Annotated in this window: 15 protein-coding genes and 1 pseudogene; 15 read left to right on the plus strand and 1 reads right to left on the minus strand. The window is 44.2% G+C overall.

The window, feature by feature from the left end:
- Window positions 1-146 precede the first annotated feature (146 nt).
- Window positions 147-566: pseudogene (locus ACYQ2O_RS06440) on the plus strand (amino acid ABC transporter ATP-binding protein); the annotation flags it as partial.
- A gap of 143 nt (window positions 567-709) precedes the next feature.
- Here ACYQ2O_RS06440 and ACYQ2O_RS06445 read toward each other — a convergent pair.
- Window positions 710-1,528 (minus strand): MerR family transcriptional regulator, encoded by an 819-nt coding sequence (locus ACYQ2O_RS06445; protein ID WP_346025096.1) that lies wholly within the window; start codon window positions 1,526-1,528, stop codon window positions 710-712.
- Window positions 1,529-1,610: 82 nt separating this feature from the next.
- Between ACYQ2O_RS06445 and ACYQ2O_RS06450 the strand changes: the two genes are divergently transcribed.
- The 14 genes from ACYQ2O_RS06450 to ACYQ2O_RS06515 all read left to right on the plus strand — a co-directional run bounded on the left by ACYQ2O_RS06450 (window position 1,611) and on the right by ACYQ2O_RS06515 (window position 15,598).
- Window positions 1,611-2,024 carry a hypothetical protein gene (locus ACYQ2O_RS06450; RefSeq protein WP_346025097.1) on the plus strand — a complete coding sequence of 138 codons (414 nt, stop codon included), beginning with the start codon at window positions 1,611-1,613 and terminating at the stop codon, window positions 2,022-2,024.
- Between the two features lie 157 nt (window positions 2,025-2,181).
- Window positions 2,182-2,769, plus strand: a complete 588-nt coding sequence (locus ACYQ2O_RS06455) for a DNA-3-methyladenine glycosylase I (RefSeq protein ID WP_346025098.1) — start codon at window positions 2,182-2,184, stop codon at window positions 2,767-2,769.
- Entirely contained in the window at window positions 2,766-3,200 is a 435-nt protein-coding gene (locus ACYQ2O_RS06460; protein WP_346025099.1) for a VOC family protein, read from the plus strand. The genes ACYQ2O_RS06455 and ACYQ2O_RS06460 overlap by 4 nt, the downstream gene beginning before the upstream one ends.
- Window positions 3,201-3,355: 155 nt before the next feature.
- Window positions 3,356-3,559: a DUF1659 domain-containing protein gene (locus ACYQ2O_RS06465; RefSeq protein ID WP_346025100.1), complete on the plus strand. Its 204-nt coding sequence runs from the start codon at window positions 3,356-3,358 to the stop codon at window positions 3,557-3,559.
- 29 nt (window positions 3,560-3,588) lie between these two features.
- The gene (locus ACYQ2O_RS06470; RefSeq protein WP_346025101.1) at window positions 3,589-3,813 is read left to right on the plus strand and encodes a DUF2922 domain-containing protein; all 225 of its coding nucleotides are present in this window, start codon (window positions 3,589-3,591) and stop codon (window positions 3,811-3,813) included.
- Window positions 3,814-3,943: 130 nt separating this feature from the next.
- The gene (gene yidD, locus ACYQ2O_RS06475) at window positions 3,944-4,261 is read left to right on the plus strand and encodes a membrane protein insertion efficiency factor YidD (RefSeq protein ID WP_346025102.1); all 318 of its coding nucleotides are present in this window, start codon (window positions 3,944-3,946) and stop codon (window positions 4,259-4,261) included.
- Between the two features lie 2 nt (window positions 4,262-4,263).
- The gene (locus tag ACYQ2O_RS06480; RefSeq protein WP_346025103.1) at window positions 4,264-4,581 is read left to right on the plus strand and encodes a thioredoxin family protein; all 318 of its coding nucleotides are present in this window, start codon (window positions 4,264-4,266) and stop codon (window positions 4,579-4,581) included.
- 302 nt (window positions 4,582-4,883) lie between these two features.
- Entirely contained in the window at window positions 4,884-9,140 is a 4,257-nt protein-coding gene (locus ACYQ2O_RS06485) for an endo-1,4-beta-xylanase (RefSeq protein ID WP_346025104.1), read from the plus strand.
- Window positions 9,141-9,227: 87 nt separating this feature from the next.
- Window positions 9,228-9,809, plus strand: a complete 582-nt coding sequence (locus tag ACYQ2O_RS06490) for a class D sortase (protein ID WP_346025105.1) — start codon at window positions 9,228-9,230, stop codon at window positions 9,807-9,809.
- A gap of 90 nt (window positions 9,810-9,899) precedes the next feature.
- Complete coding sequence (locus ACYQ2O_RS06495) at window positions 9,900-11,066, plus strand: M20 metallopeptidase family protein (RefSeq protein WP_459796243.1); 1,167 nt, start codon at window positions 9,900-9,902, stop codon at window positions 11,064-11,066.
- A gap of 468 nt (window positions 11,067-11,534) precedes the next feature.
- A complete protein-coding gene (locus tag ACYQ2O_RS06500; protein ID WP_346025106.1) occupies window positions 11,535-11,825 on the plus strand; it encodes a hypothetical protein in 291 nt (96 codons plus the stop codon).
- Between the two features lie 102 nt (window positions 11,826-11,927).
- On the plus strand, window positions 11,928-13,580 hold the full coding sequence (locus tag ACYQ2O_RS06505; RefSeq protein WP_346025107.1) for a M20/M25/M40 family metallo-hydrolase: 1,653 nt from the start codon (window positions 11,928-11,930) through the stop codon (window positions 13,578-13,580).
- A 179-nt stretch (window positions 13,581-13,759) separates the two neighbouring features.
- Window positions 13,760-14,443, plus strand: a complete 684-nt coding sequence (locus tag ACYQ2O_RS06510) for a response regulator transcription factor (RefSeq protein WP_346025108.1) — start codon at window positions 13,760-13,762, stop codon at window positions 14,441-14,443.
- Window positions 14,444-14,461: 18 nt separating this feature from the next.
- Window positions 14,462-15,598 carry a sensor histidine kinase gene (locus tag ACYQ2O_RS06515; RefSeq protein WP_346025109.1) on the plus strand — a complete coding sequence of 379 codons (1,137 nt, stop codon included), beginning with the start codon at window positions 14,462-14,464 and terminating at the stop codon, window positions 15,596-15,598.
- Window positions 15,599-15,868: the final 270 nt, after the last annotated feature.

The raw sequence follows: 15,868 nt of genomic DNA on the forward strand, positions 1-15,868 counted from the left end.
GGGATAGTTTGGTAGTCGGATACCTACTATTTTACCGATAAATGAGGGAGGGGCAAGTGTTTTTTGTCTTTTCCTTGATAGAACAACGGTTATAGACCTTTAAGAACAAAAAAATTTGACAGTAACTGACTGTACAGGGGAGAGATAAAAAGGAAGCAAAAAAAGCTGCAGAGGAGATGCTTGATAAAGTGGGACTGCTGGATAAGTCAGATACCTACCCTGCTCAGCTTTCCGGTGGGCAGAAGCAGCGTGTGGCAATTGCCCGTGCATTGGTCATGGACCCTAAAGTGCTGATCTTTGATGAGCCTACTTCTGCGCTGGATCCTGAACTTGTCGGTGAAGTGCTTGATGTCATCAAGGACATTGCCGACCAGGGGGATACTTCCATGCTTCTGATTACCCATGAGATGGACTTTGCCAAAGAAGTGGCTGACCGTATCGCGTTCTTTGATGGAGGGAAAATCATCGAAGATGGCCCGCCGTCAGAAATTCTGTACAACCCACAGGCACCTCGCCTGAAAGAATTCCTGGAACGTTTCATGAATACTCAGTCATCACCTGAATAAGAAAAACCGAACAGGCTAACTCAAAACTCTTCAGTCTATAATCAATACGCCAGCTCCTCGCATTATCGTGAGGGTGCTGGCGTTTTTTGATTAAATGAGTCAGTTGAGAGGGCGATCAGCATCCGACTTTCAAGGCTGTCAGCTTAGGACTCTTTCAATAGAAGAGACAATTTATAAACGTAATCGTCATATTTTTTGAAAGACAGTTCGTCGAGTGCAAGGTCTTCCACGAAGTGAGAGCCAACTATGAGCTGTTCCTTTTCTGCATGGACCAGCATCGAGGCATAACCCTTGAGTACATCGTCATCGCCTCCCTTGAAGTATCCGGTCAGGTACTGTCCCCCAGGTAAAATGAAGTTACACAAAGACTGATCTGAGACTTCGGTATATAAAAATCCGCTGTAGTTTTCTGATTCCTGGCTGACTTCCTCGACGGGAACGATTAGCCCTTCCAGAAAAGTGGTCTGAGCGGTCTTCTTATCTAAAGAGGCATAATGTGTTGTATAAGCTTGGTAATAGGAACGCGTATCCAGAACGTTGTCGATCCTGGTAGTCAGCATATGCCGGGCAGAGAACGATTCAATTTGGAACCCGGAAGACAAACTGGCGAGGGTTTCGTCTGTAACACGTTTCTTTTCTCTCATAGCTTGTTCCAGACGATTCAGCCGAGCAATTTTTTTCTGCAGAGCATTTGCTTCTTTTGAAAGCAGCTGTGAAAAACGTTCGGGCGATCGGTTGTCAAGGAAAGCCCTAATGTTATTAAGCGGGACGCCGATTTCTTTGAGAGCGGAAATGACTGAGAAGGTTTCAACTTGCTTCAGTGAGTAATACCGGTAGCCATTTTCTTTAACATAGGCTGGTTTGAACAAGCCTTTTTCATCATAAAAGAAGAGTGTATGCTTAGACACACCCACTAATCTGGCAAAACGCCCAGTAGTGATGTAAGCGGATTGTTTGACCATATAAAATTTCCCCCTTGACTATAGAGTAACTCTATACTTTAGTATATATAATGAATCAAGTTTTGAAAAGGAGAAGGATTTTATGAATAGAGAGACAATGAAGACGGCAGTAACCGGTACAGTTTTATTTGTAGCAGGTGTCGTCTCTCTCTTCTTACACATTAATGATGACGGCTTGTTTGCCTATATTCTGTTGGCGTATGGTGCCTGGGAAATTGGAGAGGCTGCATCGGACTATTATTTTGGTGATCAGGATGAAGAAGAGGACCGGAGCTGGGAAGAAATTAAAAATGGATTCAAAGCGGATGTAGCAAAAATAACGATTCCTCTGATCCTGACGATGCTTGTCGAAGTGGTCATGATCGGTACAGGGTTCAGATTGTTTACATTCATTGCGTATATACTGACGCTGATTATCTACCTGATGTTCATTGGGGTTTTTTCGTATTTTGAACTAAAAGATCAGGAAGACACCTCTTGTCAGTTCAACGATTGAATAGATAAAAAATGATCATACAGATTCCAGTTCGTTGAATAAAATCAGACTGGAACGGAGATTTTGAGTCCCATAGCTGTTCGCGTTTACGTTATAATAACGAAGAAGACAGAAGAGTAAAAAAAGTATCATTATAAGACTGACGGGGGGAGTAAGCATGGAGAGATGTGGCTGGGTGACTGAAGATCAGGTCTACCTCGACTACCATGATTATGAGTGGGGACGGCCTATGAAAGATGACAGGGAGTTATTTGAGCTGCTCTGCTTGGAAGGGGCTCAGGCCGGGTTGAGCTGGCTGACGATTCTGAAACGACGCATGCAGTATAGAGAAGCCTTCGACCAGTTCGATCCATCCACCATTGCCGACTATTCAGATGAAAAAATCGAGGAGCTGATTCAGAACGAAGGAATCATCCGGAACCGGCTGAAAATAAGAAGTGTCGTGAAAAATGCAAAAGCGTATCAGGCTGTCGTTGAACAATATGGCTCTTTTTCTTCCTATATCTGGAATTTTGTGGACCATCAGCCGATCATCAATCACTGGACTGACCTTAGTGAGGTGCCAGCGCAGACAGAAGAAAGCCGTAGGATGAGCCGACAGATGAAGAAGGATGGATTCGGTTTTGTGGGTCCGACCATCTGCTATGCCTATATGCAGTCAGCTGGCCTGGTCAATGACCATCTGACCGGGTGTTTCTGTTACCAGGAAGTGAAGCAGTTAATCGAAAAAGGAGAATTCAGATGAATCGTATCAATTTGATTTGCCTAGGAGTCAAAGATTTGAGAAAGTCCCTTGCATTTTATAAAGATATTGGATTCAGCACGCCTGAGACAGCCGAAGAGCCGGCGATCGTTTTCTTCAATAATGAAGGAAGCAAGCTGGAACTCTACCCGATAGATGAGCTGGCTAAAGATATTAATGAAGAAAATCCGCCAAAATCAATTGGTGGTCAGTTCAGAGGGATTACACTCGCCTGCAACATGAAATCAAAAGAAGCAGTAGATGAAGTGATGAGTAAGGTAGAGGCTGCCGGAGGAGCAATTGTGAAAATGCCTCGAATTGTATCATGGGGAGGATACAGCGGATACTTTTCTGACCCTGACGGCTACTACTGGGAACTAGCTTATGCTGACACATGGGAGTTCGACGATCAGAATATGCTTGTCATCGACTAGAAATCACCAGAACATGTAAGGATATAAAAATCTTGAGCCGGCCTATCAGCTGACTTGAGATTTTTTATTTTCAAGGTAACACTTCTGATTCTTCTTTCGTTATTACTAGTGTAAGCAGTGATCACCTTACACAATCAACTAAGGAGGAAACAATAATGAATAAAATATGGTCAGCAAGTAAAGTAGATATTTTTCTGGAAGATGTTGAGAACGCAAAGCTCGTCCGCAGAAGTTTTGCTGGCGCTCATCAGTCTCTATCTGAAGAACAAGTCACAGCATTCACTCAGGCTCTTGATTCAGTAACGGATCTGCCTGTTTCACATACACTTGTCATAGAAGAATACCGCTACTCACTATAATCAACTAAAACAAAACAGGAGGCACACCCATGAGTATGAAACTAGAATTGCGTTTTGAAACAGGAGAAGGTAAAAACCGAGTTATCGCCTTAGATCAGCCGAGAACAGGTCTGACTAAGGAAGACGTTCAGACAGCAATGGAACAGATCATTGCACAAGACATGTTCACCGTCAAAGGTGATCCGCTCTATACTAAAATCAAAGGGGCACGTTATGTGACCCGAACAGTAGAAGACATTCTGGAAGCAGAATAATTACATTCTCACTACCCTGGCTGAACTGGTCAGGGTAGCTTTTTTTATATTGGAATAAATAATTGGACTTTTAAAAAGTAAGTGTTTTTGCTATACTACCAGAGTAGAAAGATAAAAGGAGAGCATACACATGAAAAAACTGCTGCTCGCATTGGTTAGAACCTATCAGAAAGTCATATCCCCGCTATTTCAGCCAAGCTGCCGCTATTACCCGACGTGTTCACACTATACCGTTCAGGCACTTGAAAAACATGGAGCCGCTAAAGGGTCCGTTATGGGAATGGCGCGTATTCTCAGATGTAACCCATTTGTAAAAGGCGGAGTGGATAAAGTGCCCGAACATTTTACAGTCAGAAGAAATCCCGACAGCGAAAATGAAACGTATCTTGGATCAGGAATTACCGTAAAGAAAAGTGACCTGACTAAACAGAAACAGAAGATGGACTGACTATGCCGATCACATTAAATGAAGAAAATTTTTACGAGACGATTAAGTCAGCTCCAATTGTCCTTGTCCAGTTCACTAGTGATTTCTGCGGGACCTGTCAGGCAATGGCTCATAGCTTGGAACAGGTCAGAGAGGCATCTGACGAATCTATTATTATTGCGGAAGTTAAAACCATAGACAACCCGGACTGGGCTGAAGCCTTTACTATCCAGTCGACGCCTACCGTTCTCCTTTTTTATAAAGGCAAATACACAAACCGTTTAAGCGGCGTGCACACGCAAAGTGCCGTTAATAAATGGATAAGAGAAGTCGTAGCCTAGTGCTGCGGCTTTTTTAAACAAACAGTAGCAAAAATCTCACTTATATTGCAATAATATTACAAAAAAGCGACTTTAGTATGAGTTTCATGTTAATTTGTTGTTTAAACAAATTAACTATTGTAAACGGTTTCTAGTAAAAGTATTATTATTGTAAGCGTTTAGTGTATAATCGCTGAGATATTAAGGAGAAGGCGGTGAGAAGGTCTGACGATTCTTAGGAATCACTATTGTTTCGTTAGTTGTCTCATTACATAAATAATGAGCGTACAGTCGAATAGTCAGAACAAATAAGGAGGACACGTATGGAGAACAGCACTAAATTTAAATTAGCAAATGGAATGATGAGTGCGCTGCTGGTCGCACCCGTCTTTGCTACAGCAACAACAGCTTTGGCACAGGAAACAGATAATGAACCAACCAGCGAACCAGAACAAGTCGTCGTCTATGAGAATGATTTTTCAGAAAATCCAGATGCCGACCAGGCACTTGTCTCAAGTGGAGATGCCGTGCTCGAATGGTTTAATGACTTTGAGATTAATGGAGAAGTTGAATCAGGCGTTTGGGTGACTAATAGAGTTAATGATTACGATGGAATCGATATCTCCTTTGATGAAATCGGTCTGGAAGAAGGACTGAAATATTCGATCCAAGTTTCAGGATATATTGCTGAGGGGGAAGAAATTCCCGAAGACACTTCAGTGAATATTGAAACGGTTAACGGATATACTTGGTTGACCAATCCGACTGCTGAAACAGGCATTTTTGAACTAGAAGCAAGTTATACTGCGTTCGGAGAAAACGATGAAGCTTTTCGTATTAAAACAAATGAAGCTGGAATTGGCATGGAGTTTGCGGTCACTAACGTATTGATCACAACTGACACTCCAGCAGATGATGAAGATACTGTAGATGACGATGCAGACGATCCGACGTCACCGGAAGATCCAGTTGAAGATGACGGAAACGATGTTGAAGATCCTGTAGAAGATGAAGGAGACGAGGAGGCGTCTGATGAAAACAGCCCGGCATCTGAATTATCTATTCTCTTCTCAAATGATTTCACAGAAAATACTCAGGCAGCTACCAGTGCAGGTCCGACATTCCAGCATCAAGCTGGTTTTAATGATGGTCAGGGCGCACTGTACGTAGGTAACCGTGAAGCTAACTGGAATGGCGTTGACTTCAGTTTTGCAGAAATGGGTATGGAATACGGATATGAATATAATGTAACCATTCGTGGCTATGTCGATTCAGAAGTCGCTGTTCCATCAGGAGCAGAAGCGTGGCTTCAGGTTCCCGAAGAGGATTATCCATTATTAGCGCAAACCGCTTTTGTAGCAGGAGAAGAATTTGTGCTGGAAGATACATTTATATTTAATAATCCAGACTACACTCGTTTTAGAGCTCAGTCTAATGAAGCTGGTGCTGCTGTACCATTCTACATTACTGAAATTGTAGTTGAATGGGATGAAAATCAGACACCGTTGGAAGATGAAGTACCGGATCCAGATGCTCCAGCGGCTGAAGTGTTCACTTTTATTGACTTTGAGAATGGCGAATTAAATGGATTTACAGCTAGAGGCGATAACGAAACAGTGACTGTAACGGATGCAGATAATTATACAGAAGGCGGACAGTATAGTTTGCTGACAACTGGACGTACACAAGATTGGAATGGTCCTGCCCTTCGTGTCGAGGACTACATCAATCTTGGTCAAGAGTATCAGATTTCTGCCCGTGTGAAAACAGATGCAGAAGCCTCTACAACGTTCAGACTATCAACCCAAGTGAATCAGGGGGATGTAGCTAGTTATAATACGGTTGCTTCAACCACGATGAGTGCTGATGATGGCTGGGTACACCTTCAAGGAACCTACCGTTATTCTTCTCTTGGCGGTGGTTACGTCACTATATATGTTGAAACCGGCGGAGGAAGCCTTGCTGACTTCTATATCGATGACATCAATTTCGTTGAACTTGATTCTGAACCTGCAGACGTTCAGCTTGATCTTGCGCCGATTAAAGATGTTTATGCAGATGAATTCCTGATCGGTAATGCTATAAATATGGCTGAATTGGAAGGGGATCGTCTGACGCTCCTAGACCATCACCATAATTTAGTTACTACGGAAAATGCTATGAAGCCTGATTATGCTTATAACTCAGCCCGTGAATTTGACTTCGCTGACCAGAACCGTCTGGTAGAACGTATCTCAGAGGAAGGATTCCTTCTTCATGGGCACGTCCTAGTATGGCATCAGCAGTCTCCGGAATGGTTGCATAGTGATGCTAACGGTTCTCCTTTACCGGAAGCAGAAGCGCGTGCGAACATGCAGCGACACATTAGAGAAGTTATGACTAATTTTGGAGATAGTGTGTATAGTTGGGATGTAGTAAATGAGGCGCTTGCAGGCGACTGGGGCAATCCTGAAAACTGGGAATCTCAGTTAAGAGATACTGGTTGGTTACGTGCATTAGGACCAGACTATATATATGAAGCTTTCAGCTATGCCCGACAAGTAGCTGACGAACTCGGAATGCCAGAAATGGTGCTTTACTACAATGATTATAACGATCATATTCAAGGTAAAGCGCGCACCATGTATTACATGATTAGAGATATTAATGACAGATGGGCTGCCGAAAACCCTGAAGAAGAGCGTAAGCTGATCAGTGGAGTCGGTATGCAGGGGCACTATAGCATCAACCTTAACCCTGATCTTGTCAAACAATCTATCGAACGTTTCGAACAGCTTGATATCGAGATCGGTATTACTGAGTTGGACGTGACGACATTAACAGAAAATGAATATGTTGAAGCTGAATGGAATCGTCAAGGCTATGTATATGCTCGTCTATTCCAGATTTTCAGAGAACATTCTGATTCAATCAACCGTGTCACATTCTGGGGATTGAATGATGCGAGCAGCTGGCGTTCTGAACGGTTCCCGTTATTGTTTGACGGCCGTCTTCAAGCCAAACCTGCTTATTATGCAGTAGTTGATCCAGATGGTTTCCTTGAAAATTATGAAGAGGCTGAAATTGAAGCTAACAGCAGTTATGCCGTATATGGTACTCCTGTTGTTAATGCAGAAATTGATGACATCTGGAATGATGCACCTGTAATGAATATCTCAAGATTCCAGACAGCATGGCAAGGGGCAAGAGGAACAGGACGTGCGCTATGGGATGAAAACAACTTGTATGTTTTATTCCAAGTTGCAGATGGTAATCTAGATGTTTCGGCAGAGAATCCTTGGGAACAGGATTCAGTAGAAGCATTTATCAACGAAACAGGTGAGCCAACACTGAGCTATATTGATGGTGTCGGTCAGTACCGTGTCAACTATGAAAACTTTGCAACATTCAACCCGAGTGCATACAGTGACGGATTCGATTCAGCTGCTCGAGTACTTGGTTCCGGTTATGTTGTAGAAATGGCTATTCCTTGGAAATATATCACCCCCCAAGCAGGACACACGCTTGGTTTTGATATGCAGATCAATGATGGAGTAGATGGTGCTCGTCAGGCAGCTGCTGCTTGGAACGACCTGACTGGACAGGGCTTCCAGGATCCATCAGTGTTCGGAAATCTTACTTTGGTCAATGATATGGGAGATGTAGATCACGAAGATGATGCGGTAGTGATTAATGAAGGTGAAGAAGTAGAAGTTTTACCAGGACAGACTATTGTTGTTGATGGACAATTAATTTCAATCACCATGCCTAGTGATCTTCCATTAGGAACGTCGATCATTGTCAATATCCTTGATGGAGAAACTGTACCTGAACTTGTAAATGAAGAAGGGCAACTGTTGACAGCTGCAGGAGACATTATTGATGTTGAGCTGATCCTACCTGAAGGAGAAGAAGATTACGAAGGTGATTTCGTATTGACTTTAGGCATTGATAATGATTTTGTAGAAGAAGACGTCACTATCTATTATTACAATGAAGAAGAGAGTATCTGGGAAAATGTCGGTGGAGAGGTAACAGACAATACGATTTCAGTTATCGTTCCAGGATTCTCAATCTACGGCGTGTTTGTTGCTGAGGATGATGATCCAGCAGATCCAGCAGATCCGGCGGACCCAGCGGACCCAACAGATCCGACAGATCCGACTGATCCAGCGGACCCAACAGATCCAGCAGATCCGACAGATCCGACTGATCCAGCGGACCCAACAGATCCAGCAGATCCGACAGATCCGACTGATCCAGCGGACCCAACAGATCCAGCAGATCCGACAGATCCGACTGATCCAACGGACCCAACAGATCCGACAGATCCGACAGATCCAGCGGACCCAACAGATCCAGCAGATCCGACTGATCCAACGGACCCAACAGATCCGACAGATCCGACTGACCCAGCGGATCCAGCAGACCCGGCAGATCCATCTGACTTAGGGGATACTGATACAGATGTCGATTCAGATGATGAAGAAAGAGGAGAGCGTCTGCCTCAGACAGCTACTGCGGTTTGGACGATTGGACTGATCGGACTGGCTGGAATGGCCTCTGGTTTAGGTATGCACTTTCTTCGCAAGAAAAAATAAGGTAAAATAAGCATAATTTAATAGGAGAGCGAAGAGGAAACGACTCTCTTCGCTTTTCCCTGTTTTTACATAACGAGGAGGGATATAATGAAATGGCTGGCAAATGGATTGATAGCAGTAGGGGTGGCTTTAATGATGTGGTTTGGCTACTCGCTTTATCAGCAGAATCAGATGCAGTCGGTTACCTTGGCGGAAGCTGAACAGGCGGTACAGACTATGCGTGAAAAAGTCGATCCGGATGACGAGAATCCGGCCGAGTCTTTTTCAGCCCAGACCCATGAAGCCATCGGGGTCCTTCACGTCCCTAAGATTGACCGGAGCATCGGAATAGTTGAAGGAACTGATCCGGATGCGCTGGATTTAGGTGTGGGTCATATGTCTAGTACTGCATTTCCTGGACAAGGCGAACAGATCGTTCTGTCCGGCCATCGTGATACCGTCTTCCGCAATTTTGCAGAGCTCGAAATTGGTGACGAATTTATAGTAGAAATGCCTTATGGCGACTACACATACGTAATAAGAGACACAACGATCGTCGATGCGGACGATACCTCTGTCGTTGGGGAGATGGGAGAGGAAGTTCTGGTCGTATCAACCTGCTACCCGTTCAATTATCTGGGGAGTGCGCCTGAGCGCTTCGTGTTCTACGCTTATCCGGTCAGTGAATAGATTGTACAAAGTAAGGAATGATTTTTGTGACAAAAAGCGACCTGGCCGAATGTATGATATAGTAGGAGAAATACAATATTGGGGATGAGTATGATGAACGAACAAATCGATAGAGTCATGGCAGATGTATTGAACTGGAGACGGACAATGCACAAGCATCCGGAACTTTCATTTGAAGAGTACTGGACAAGTGCTTATATTGAAGAAGCACTGCAGTCAATTGGTCAGATAGAGGTGACACGTCCGACTGAAACAAGTGTATTGGGAATCATAAAAGGGGCTAAGCCTGGTAAGAAAATCGGCTTGCGTGCCGATATTGATGCATTGCCTATAGACGAAGAGCGTACGGATATCGACTTTGTGTCTGAAAACAAAAATATTATGCATGCGTGTGGACATGATGGACATGCATCGATCCTTTTAGGCGCGGCTAAGGTACTGGTCGGTCAGATCGATGACCTGCATGGGGAAGTCTACCTGATATTCCAGCATGCTGAAGAAACGCCGCCCGGGGGAGCGGTCAATATGGTAAGAACGGGTCTGTTTGATGATCTGGACTTTATTTATGGCCAGCATCTGTTTACGCCGATTCCGACAGGTCAGATCGGCCTGCTGAATGGCCCGGTAACGGCGAACTCGGACCAGTTTGATATTCTGATCAAAGGAAAAGGTGGACATGCATCCCAGCCGGAAAACTCGGTGGATCCTGTCCTGATCGGTGCACAGATTATCAGTCAGCTTCAGGCTCTGGTTTCAAGGGTAACGTCCCCACTGGACTCGCTGGTCATCTCAACGACAAATTTCCATGCTGGATCAGCCAAAAATATAATTCCGGATACTGCGGTTTTAGGTGGGAGCGTCCGCTCGATCACTCCTGAAACGAGAGAAATGGTTGAAGAACGGATCGAAGCAGTCGTGAAGAATGTGTGTGACGTCTACGGAGCCGGCTATGAGTATACTTATTCTAAAGGGTACAGCTCAGTTGTGAATGATGATGAAAAAACAGATCAGGTCAGAGCGATCGCCACAAAGCATTTCGGAGATGCGGTCTTTGAATTCCCTCTTGCAATGGGTGGGGAGGACTTTTCAGCCTTTTCTGACTTAGTCCCCAGTACCTATGCCTTTATAGGAGCAGGGAATGCTGAGAAAGATATGGAATATCCGCATCATCATCCAAAATTCGGGATTGATGAAGATTCTTTCAGTACCGGAGTAGGCATGATGGTGGCTGTTGCTATGAACATGACTAAAAACTAATTGATAAACAAGGAGGCAGCTCAATTCATCATGAATTGGGCTCTTCTTTCGAGTTTGATGAGTCAAAGATGGTACTCACTTGGTTACCGTGTCTAACAGTTTTTTTGGTGAACTACCCACCACTTAAATCCTCCGGATTTTGAAGTGGGGGCTTCCTACGAACTCCATTCTTGTCTGCACAGGTTTCATGCAGACAGAGGAATCGGATATGGGTAGGCTCAAAAGGCAGTCCCTGCCTCATAGGTTTTCTTTTACTTGGCTAACGCCAAGGAATACTCAGTAGGCTTGGTTGTCGCCTATATAGACTTGGTTATCGTCTATATATAAAGTATACCAAATGAGAATGACATTAACCACTTCAAGCTATCGCTTGACCGAAATTCATCTCCCACTTTCACTGGTGCTTCGCACCCATACGCTTAGAAGTGGGAGATTTCTTTCGGAATTACGTTAAAGAGGAGATATAACATGACAGAAGAAAAAACTTATTCAGCCTATAGATTGCCGCGTTTTTCCATAAAAGATATAGTTCTGAGCACGCTGACACTCGGACTGAAAAAACCGAAGGCAGCACTCGAAGAAGGGAAACTCTTCAAAATCACGGTTGCTCAGGACGCCATTGAAATCATTGAAGAGACGACAGGAGGAAAACAGCTTTCCCGGGAAGAAGAGGCTATTGGAAAAGACGAACGTAACAGGATAGAGAAAAATCAGGTGTATAAGACTGCAGATTATGTTTATCATGTGGAAGAGAATTAACTGACACAAAACATTCAGCGGAGTGGATTGCGATTAGACTCGTTCGGGACTATACTTAGGAAAATACCAGAGAGAAAGATTTAATATATTGGAGGCAGTTCAATGTCAAGCAGAGCTCAACGAATTGAAGAAATAGCAGTAGACCTAACAAGACAGCGCAGTGTGACAGAAACGATCGAGGAGCAGTTAGTGACTGAGAAAGTCCACTTGTTTTTCCAGCAGATGGATTATTTTAAAGATAACCCGGAAGACCTCTTTTTTGTTCCCGTTCCGCACGATAAGTGGGGAAGAAAAAGTGTGATCGCCCTTCTTCGAGGAAAGAAAGATCCGGAGAATAATAAAACAGTTGTTCTTATCGGCCATACAGATACAGTGGGTATTTCTGATTATGGCGATCTTAAGAATTTCGCACACATGCCTTATGAGCTGACCGAGCTCCTGCATGAACGCAAGGAGCTTCTGTCAAAAGATGCGCGTGAAGATCTGGAGTCAGGAGACTACCTGTTCGGGCGTGGCCTTTTCGATATGAAAACAGGTGATGCGATCATTATGACTCTAATGGAAGAAATAGAAAGCAGACTGGATGATTTTTCCGGCAATATCCTGTTTGCGGCGGTGTGTGACGAGGAAGCCAATTCAGCCGGTATGCGTTCATGTGTACCTGAAATCGTCCGCCTGAGAGATGAGAACAACTTGAACCTGACCGGACTGATCAACACAGATTACATGACTTCCGAGTATCCCGGTGATGAAAATAAATATGTGTATATTGGAACAGTCGGGAAGCTTATGCCGTCCTTTTATGTTGTTGGAAAGGAAACGCATGTCGGTGAAGCATTCAAGGGACTGGATCCGAACCAGCTTGTCGCGGAACTGACTCGACGCATCAACTTAAATACTGATCTGTCAGATACAGTTGAAGGAGAAAGTACCTTGCCACCGATGAGTCTTAAGCAGCAGGACCTCAAACCGGAGTATTCTGTTCAGACGGCAAAAGCGGCTCACGCCTTTTATAATTTCGCCACACATAGCCAGACGCCGGATGTGGTTCTTCAAAAAATGAAGGAAGTGGCCGAAGAAGCATTTAAGTCAGTGATAAATGACCTGAACACGCAGTACGAGCGGTACTGTGATCTGACTGGCAGGGCGTTTGAACCGTACACCTATGCGCCTAAAGTCATGACGTACAATGAACTGAAAAAACAGGTAGTCACTGATCAGGGACAGGAAGCAGTTGAGGCTCTGGACCGCGAGAAAGAAAAATGGCTGATCGACGATACGGTAGATGAAAGGGAATACGCTTTGAAGGAAGTCGAACTGCTTCAGACCATGTGGAAGAATCAGGAACCGGTCATCATTGTCTACTTTACGCCGCCTTACTATCCCCATATCTACGTCAAAGGTGATACAGACAAAGAAAAGAATCTCCTGGATGCTGTAGCGGAAGCGGTGACCACAACGGAATCCGACTATACACTTGTATATAAGAAGTTCTTCCCATATATCTCGGATCTGAGTTATGCTTCTGCTCCAGAGAATAAGGGAGAAATAGATGCACTGAAGGAAAACATGCCCGGTTTCGGTACGAAGTATAAGCTGCCTCTTGATGCGATGCAGAGTCTGGGACTTCCGGTAGTCGACATCGGACCGTTCGGTAAGGACTCGCACAAGTTTACAGAACGTCTTGAGAAAACGTACAGTTTTGAAGTTGCGCCGACACTTGTGTCTAAAACAATTGACGCATTGCTGCGCTGAAACAGATAGAAAAGCAGGGAGAAATCTCTGCTTTTTTAGTGAATGGAAAAAGTTGCCTGTTAAGTTTCTATGAGGCTGAAAGGCAAGTAAAACTCTTCTAAATCCTTAAACAAATCTTTATGAGTTGCACGGACAATACATGATAAAATAAAGAGGAACTTGATGAGAGGGTGGGGTCAATGCGTATATTGGTTGCTGATGATGACAAAGAAATCTGTGACTTGCTAGAGATATATATAAAAAATGAAGGCTTTGAGGTTGAAAAGGCTTATGATGGTCAGGACGTGTTGAACAAAGTGGAGCACCTGGACATCGACTGCCTTATCCTGGATGTCATGATGCCAAAGAAAAGCGGCTTGGAAGTAGTCAAGGAAATAAGGAAAGACTCGTCTCTGCCCATATTGATGTTAAGTGCCAAAACAGCTGACATAGATAAAATTCGTGGCCTGACAAACGGTGCAGATGATTATGTCGTCAAACCGTTCAATCCATTGGAGGTGCTTGCCAGAGTCAAGTCACTGATGAGACGGAGCGGCTATGGAACGAAGGATACGGATGCGGACGAATTGGAGATCGGCCCGCTGGTCATTAGAAAAGATCATCACCAGGTCGAGACTGTTGATGGGGTTCCGGTACAACTGACTGCGTTGGAGTTTGGTATCCTCTATCTACTGGCAACTAATCCAAACAGGGTGTTTAACGCGGATGAGATTTTTGAAAAAGTATGGAAGCAGGAAAGTCTCGTTCCTGCTAAGACAGTCATGGTCCACGTGAGTCATCTGCGAGACAAGATTGAGAAAGCCACTGGCGGAGAGAAAGTTGTCAAGACCGTCTGGGGCGTAGGGTATAAAATAGAGAATTGATAACGGAGGTCAGGCAGCATGCAGTTAACAAATAAAGAACGACTGCGATTGGCATTTGAAGCAGTCGTGACAGCCGGGATTATCTTTCTTTGCTATTTCGCCGTCTTTGAAATACTCAACTGGCTGGTTACCTCGTTCCCCGAAGTCTTTGGAGATTTCTGGATTTTTGGGAACATGCTCGCTGATATCAGAAATCAGGAACTGTGGGGACTGACGCCTCTTGTCTTCATCTTCCTTATCATTGTTGCTGGTGTGGCGATATACTGGCGCCTGAAGAGGCGATATCACCAGTACGAACTGCAGCATATTATCAAAGAACTGCACTATATTGCACAAGGCAATTATACACATCGCATCAGAGGAAAATACAGCGGGGATATCGGTAAAGTCGTGGAGAGCATTCATGTGCTTGTCGATTCGACCGTAGAAGCAATGGAAGAAGAACGACGGATCGAGCAGAGTAAGGATGAACTCATAACGAATGTGAGTCATGACATCCGCACACCACTGACTTCCATTATCGGCTATCTGGGATTGATCGAGGAACGGCGGTTCACTTCAGCCAGTCAGGCTACTGACTATGTCCATACTGCCTACAAAAAAGCAAAGCAGATGAAAGCTCTCGTTGACGATCTGTTTGAATACACGACTGTACGTCAGACGACTACCCCTCTGGAGTACATTACGTTTGATATGGGGCAGCTGATCGAACAGATGGCCATCGACTTTGAACTGGAAGCTTTAAAGAAAGGCAGGGAGATAAGGACTCGTACACCGGACACCCCGATCATGATGCGAGGAGATACGGAAAAAATAGTCAGGGTATTCCATAACCTTCTCTCCAATGCGTTGAAATACGGAAAGGGAGGCACACTTATCTGCATCAATGCGGTTCAATCAGAGAATAACGTAGAGGTCACAGTGAGCAACAATGGCGAAACCCTTCCGGAAGAAGCTATCGAGCAGCTGTTTGAACGGTTCTACCGGGCCGAAGTTTCCCGGTCGCAGGAAACAGCGGGAACGGGTCTTGGACTTGCGATAGCTCAAAGTATTGTTGAACTTCATAAAGGGAAAATTACAGCAGAAGTTAAAGAAGGGTGGACAGTCTTTACGGTTGTTCTTCCCCTTAATACTAATGGACAAGATGAACGGTGAGTGTGACGTGCCGTTCTTTTCTATGTTCGAAGAGCCCGGTCCAGTAACACAAAAGGCGAAATAGAATGATGACGGGTTTTCTAACGGTTCGATTTCAATTGAATGTCTAAAATATGAATTCTCTTGAAATACGGTTGTTTTTTTTATAGAATAGGAAAGTATAAAGTTTTACCCGCTAGAAAGCCTATCACCTCAAACGTTAATCACTATCACTTGATTTGAAAAGAGAGGGGATTTAAAGGTACACTATACGTATGGTAGAGAAAAGCA

It is taken from the genome of Alkalibacterium sp. m-11, assembly GCF_054658155.1.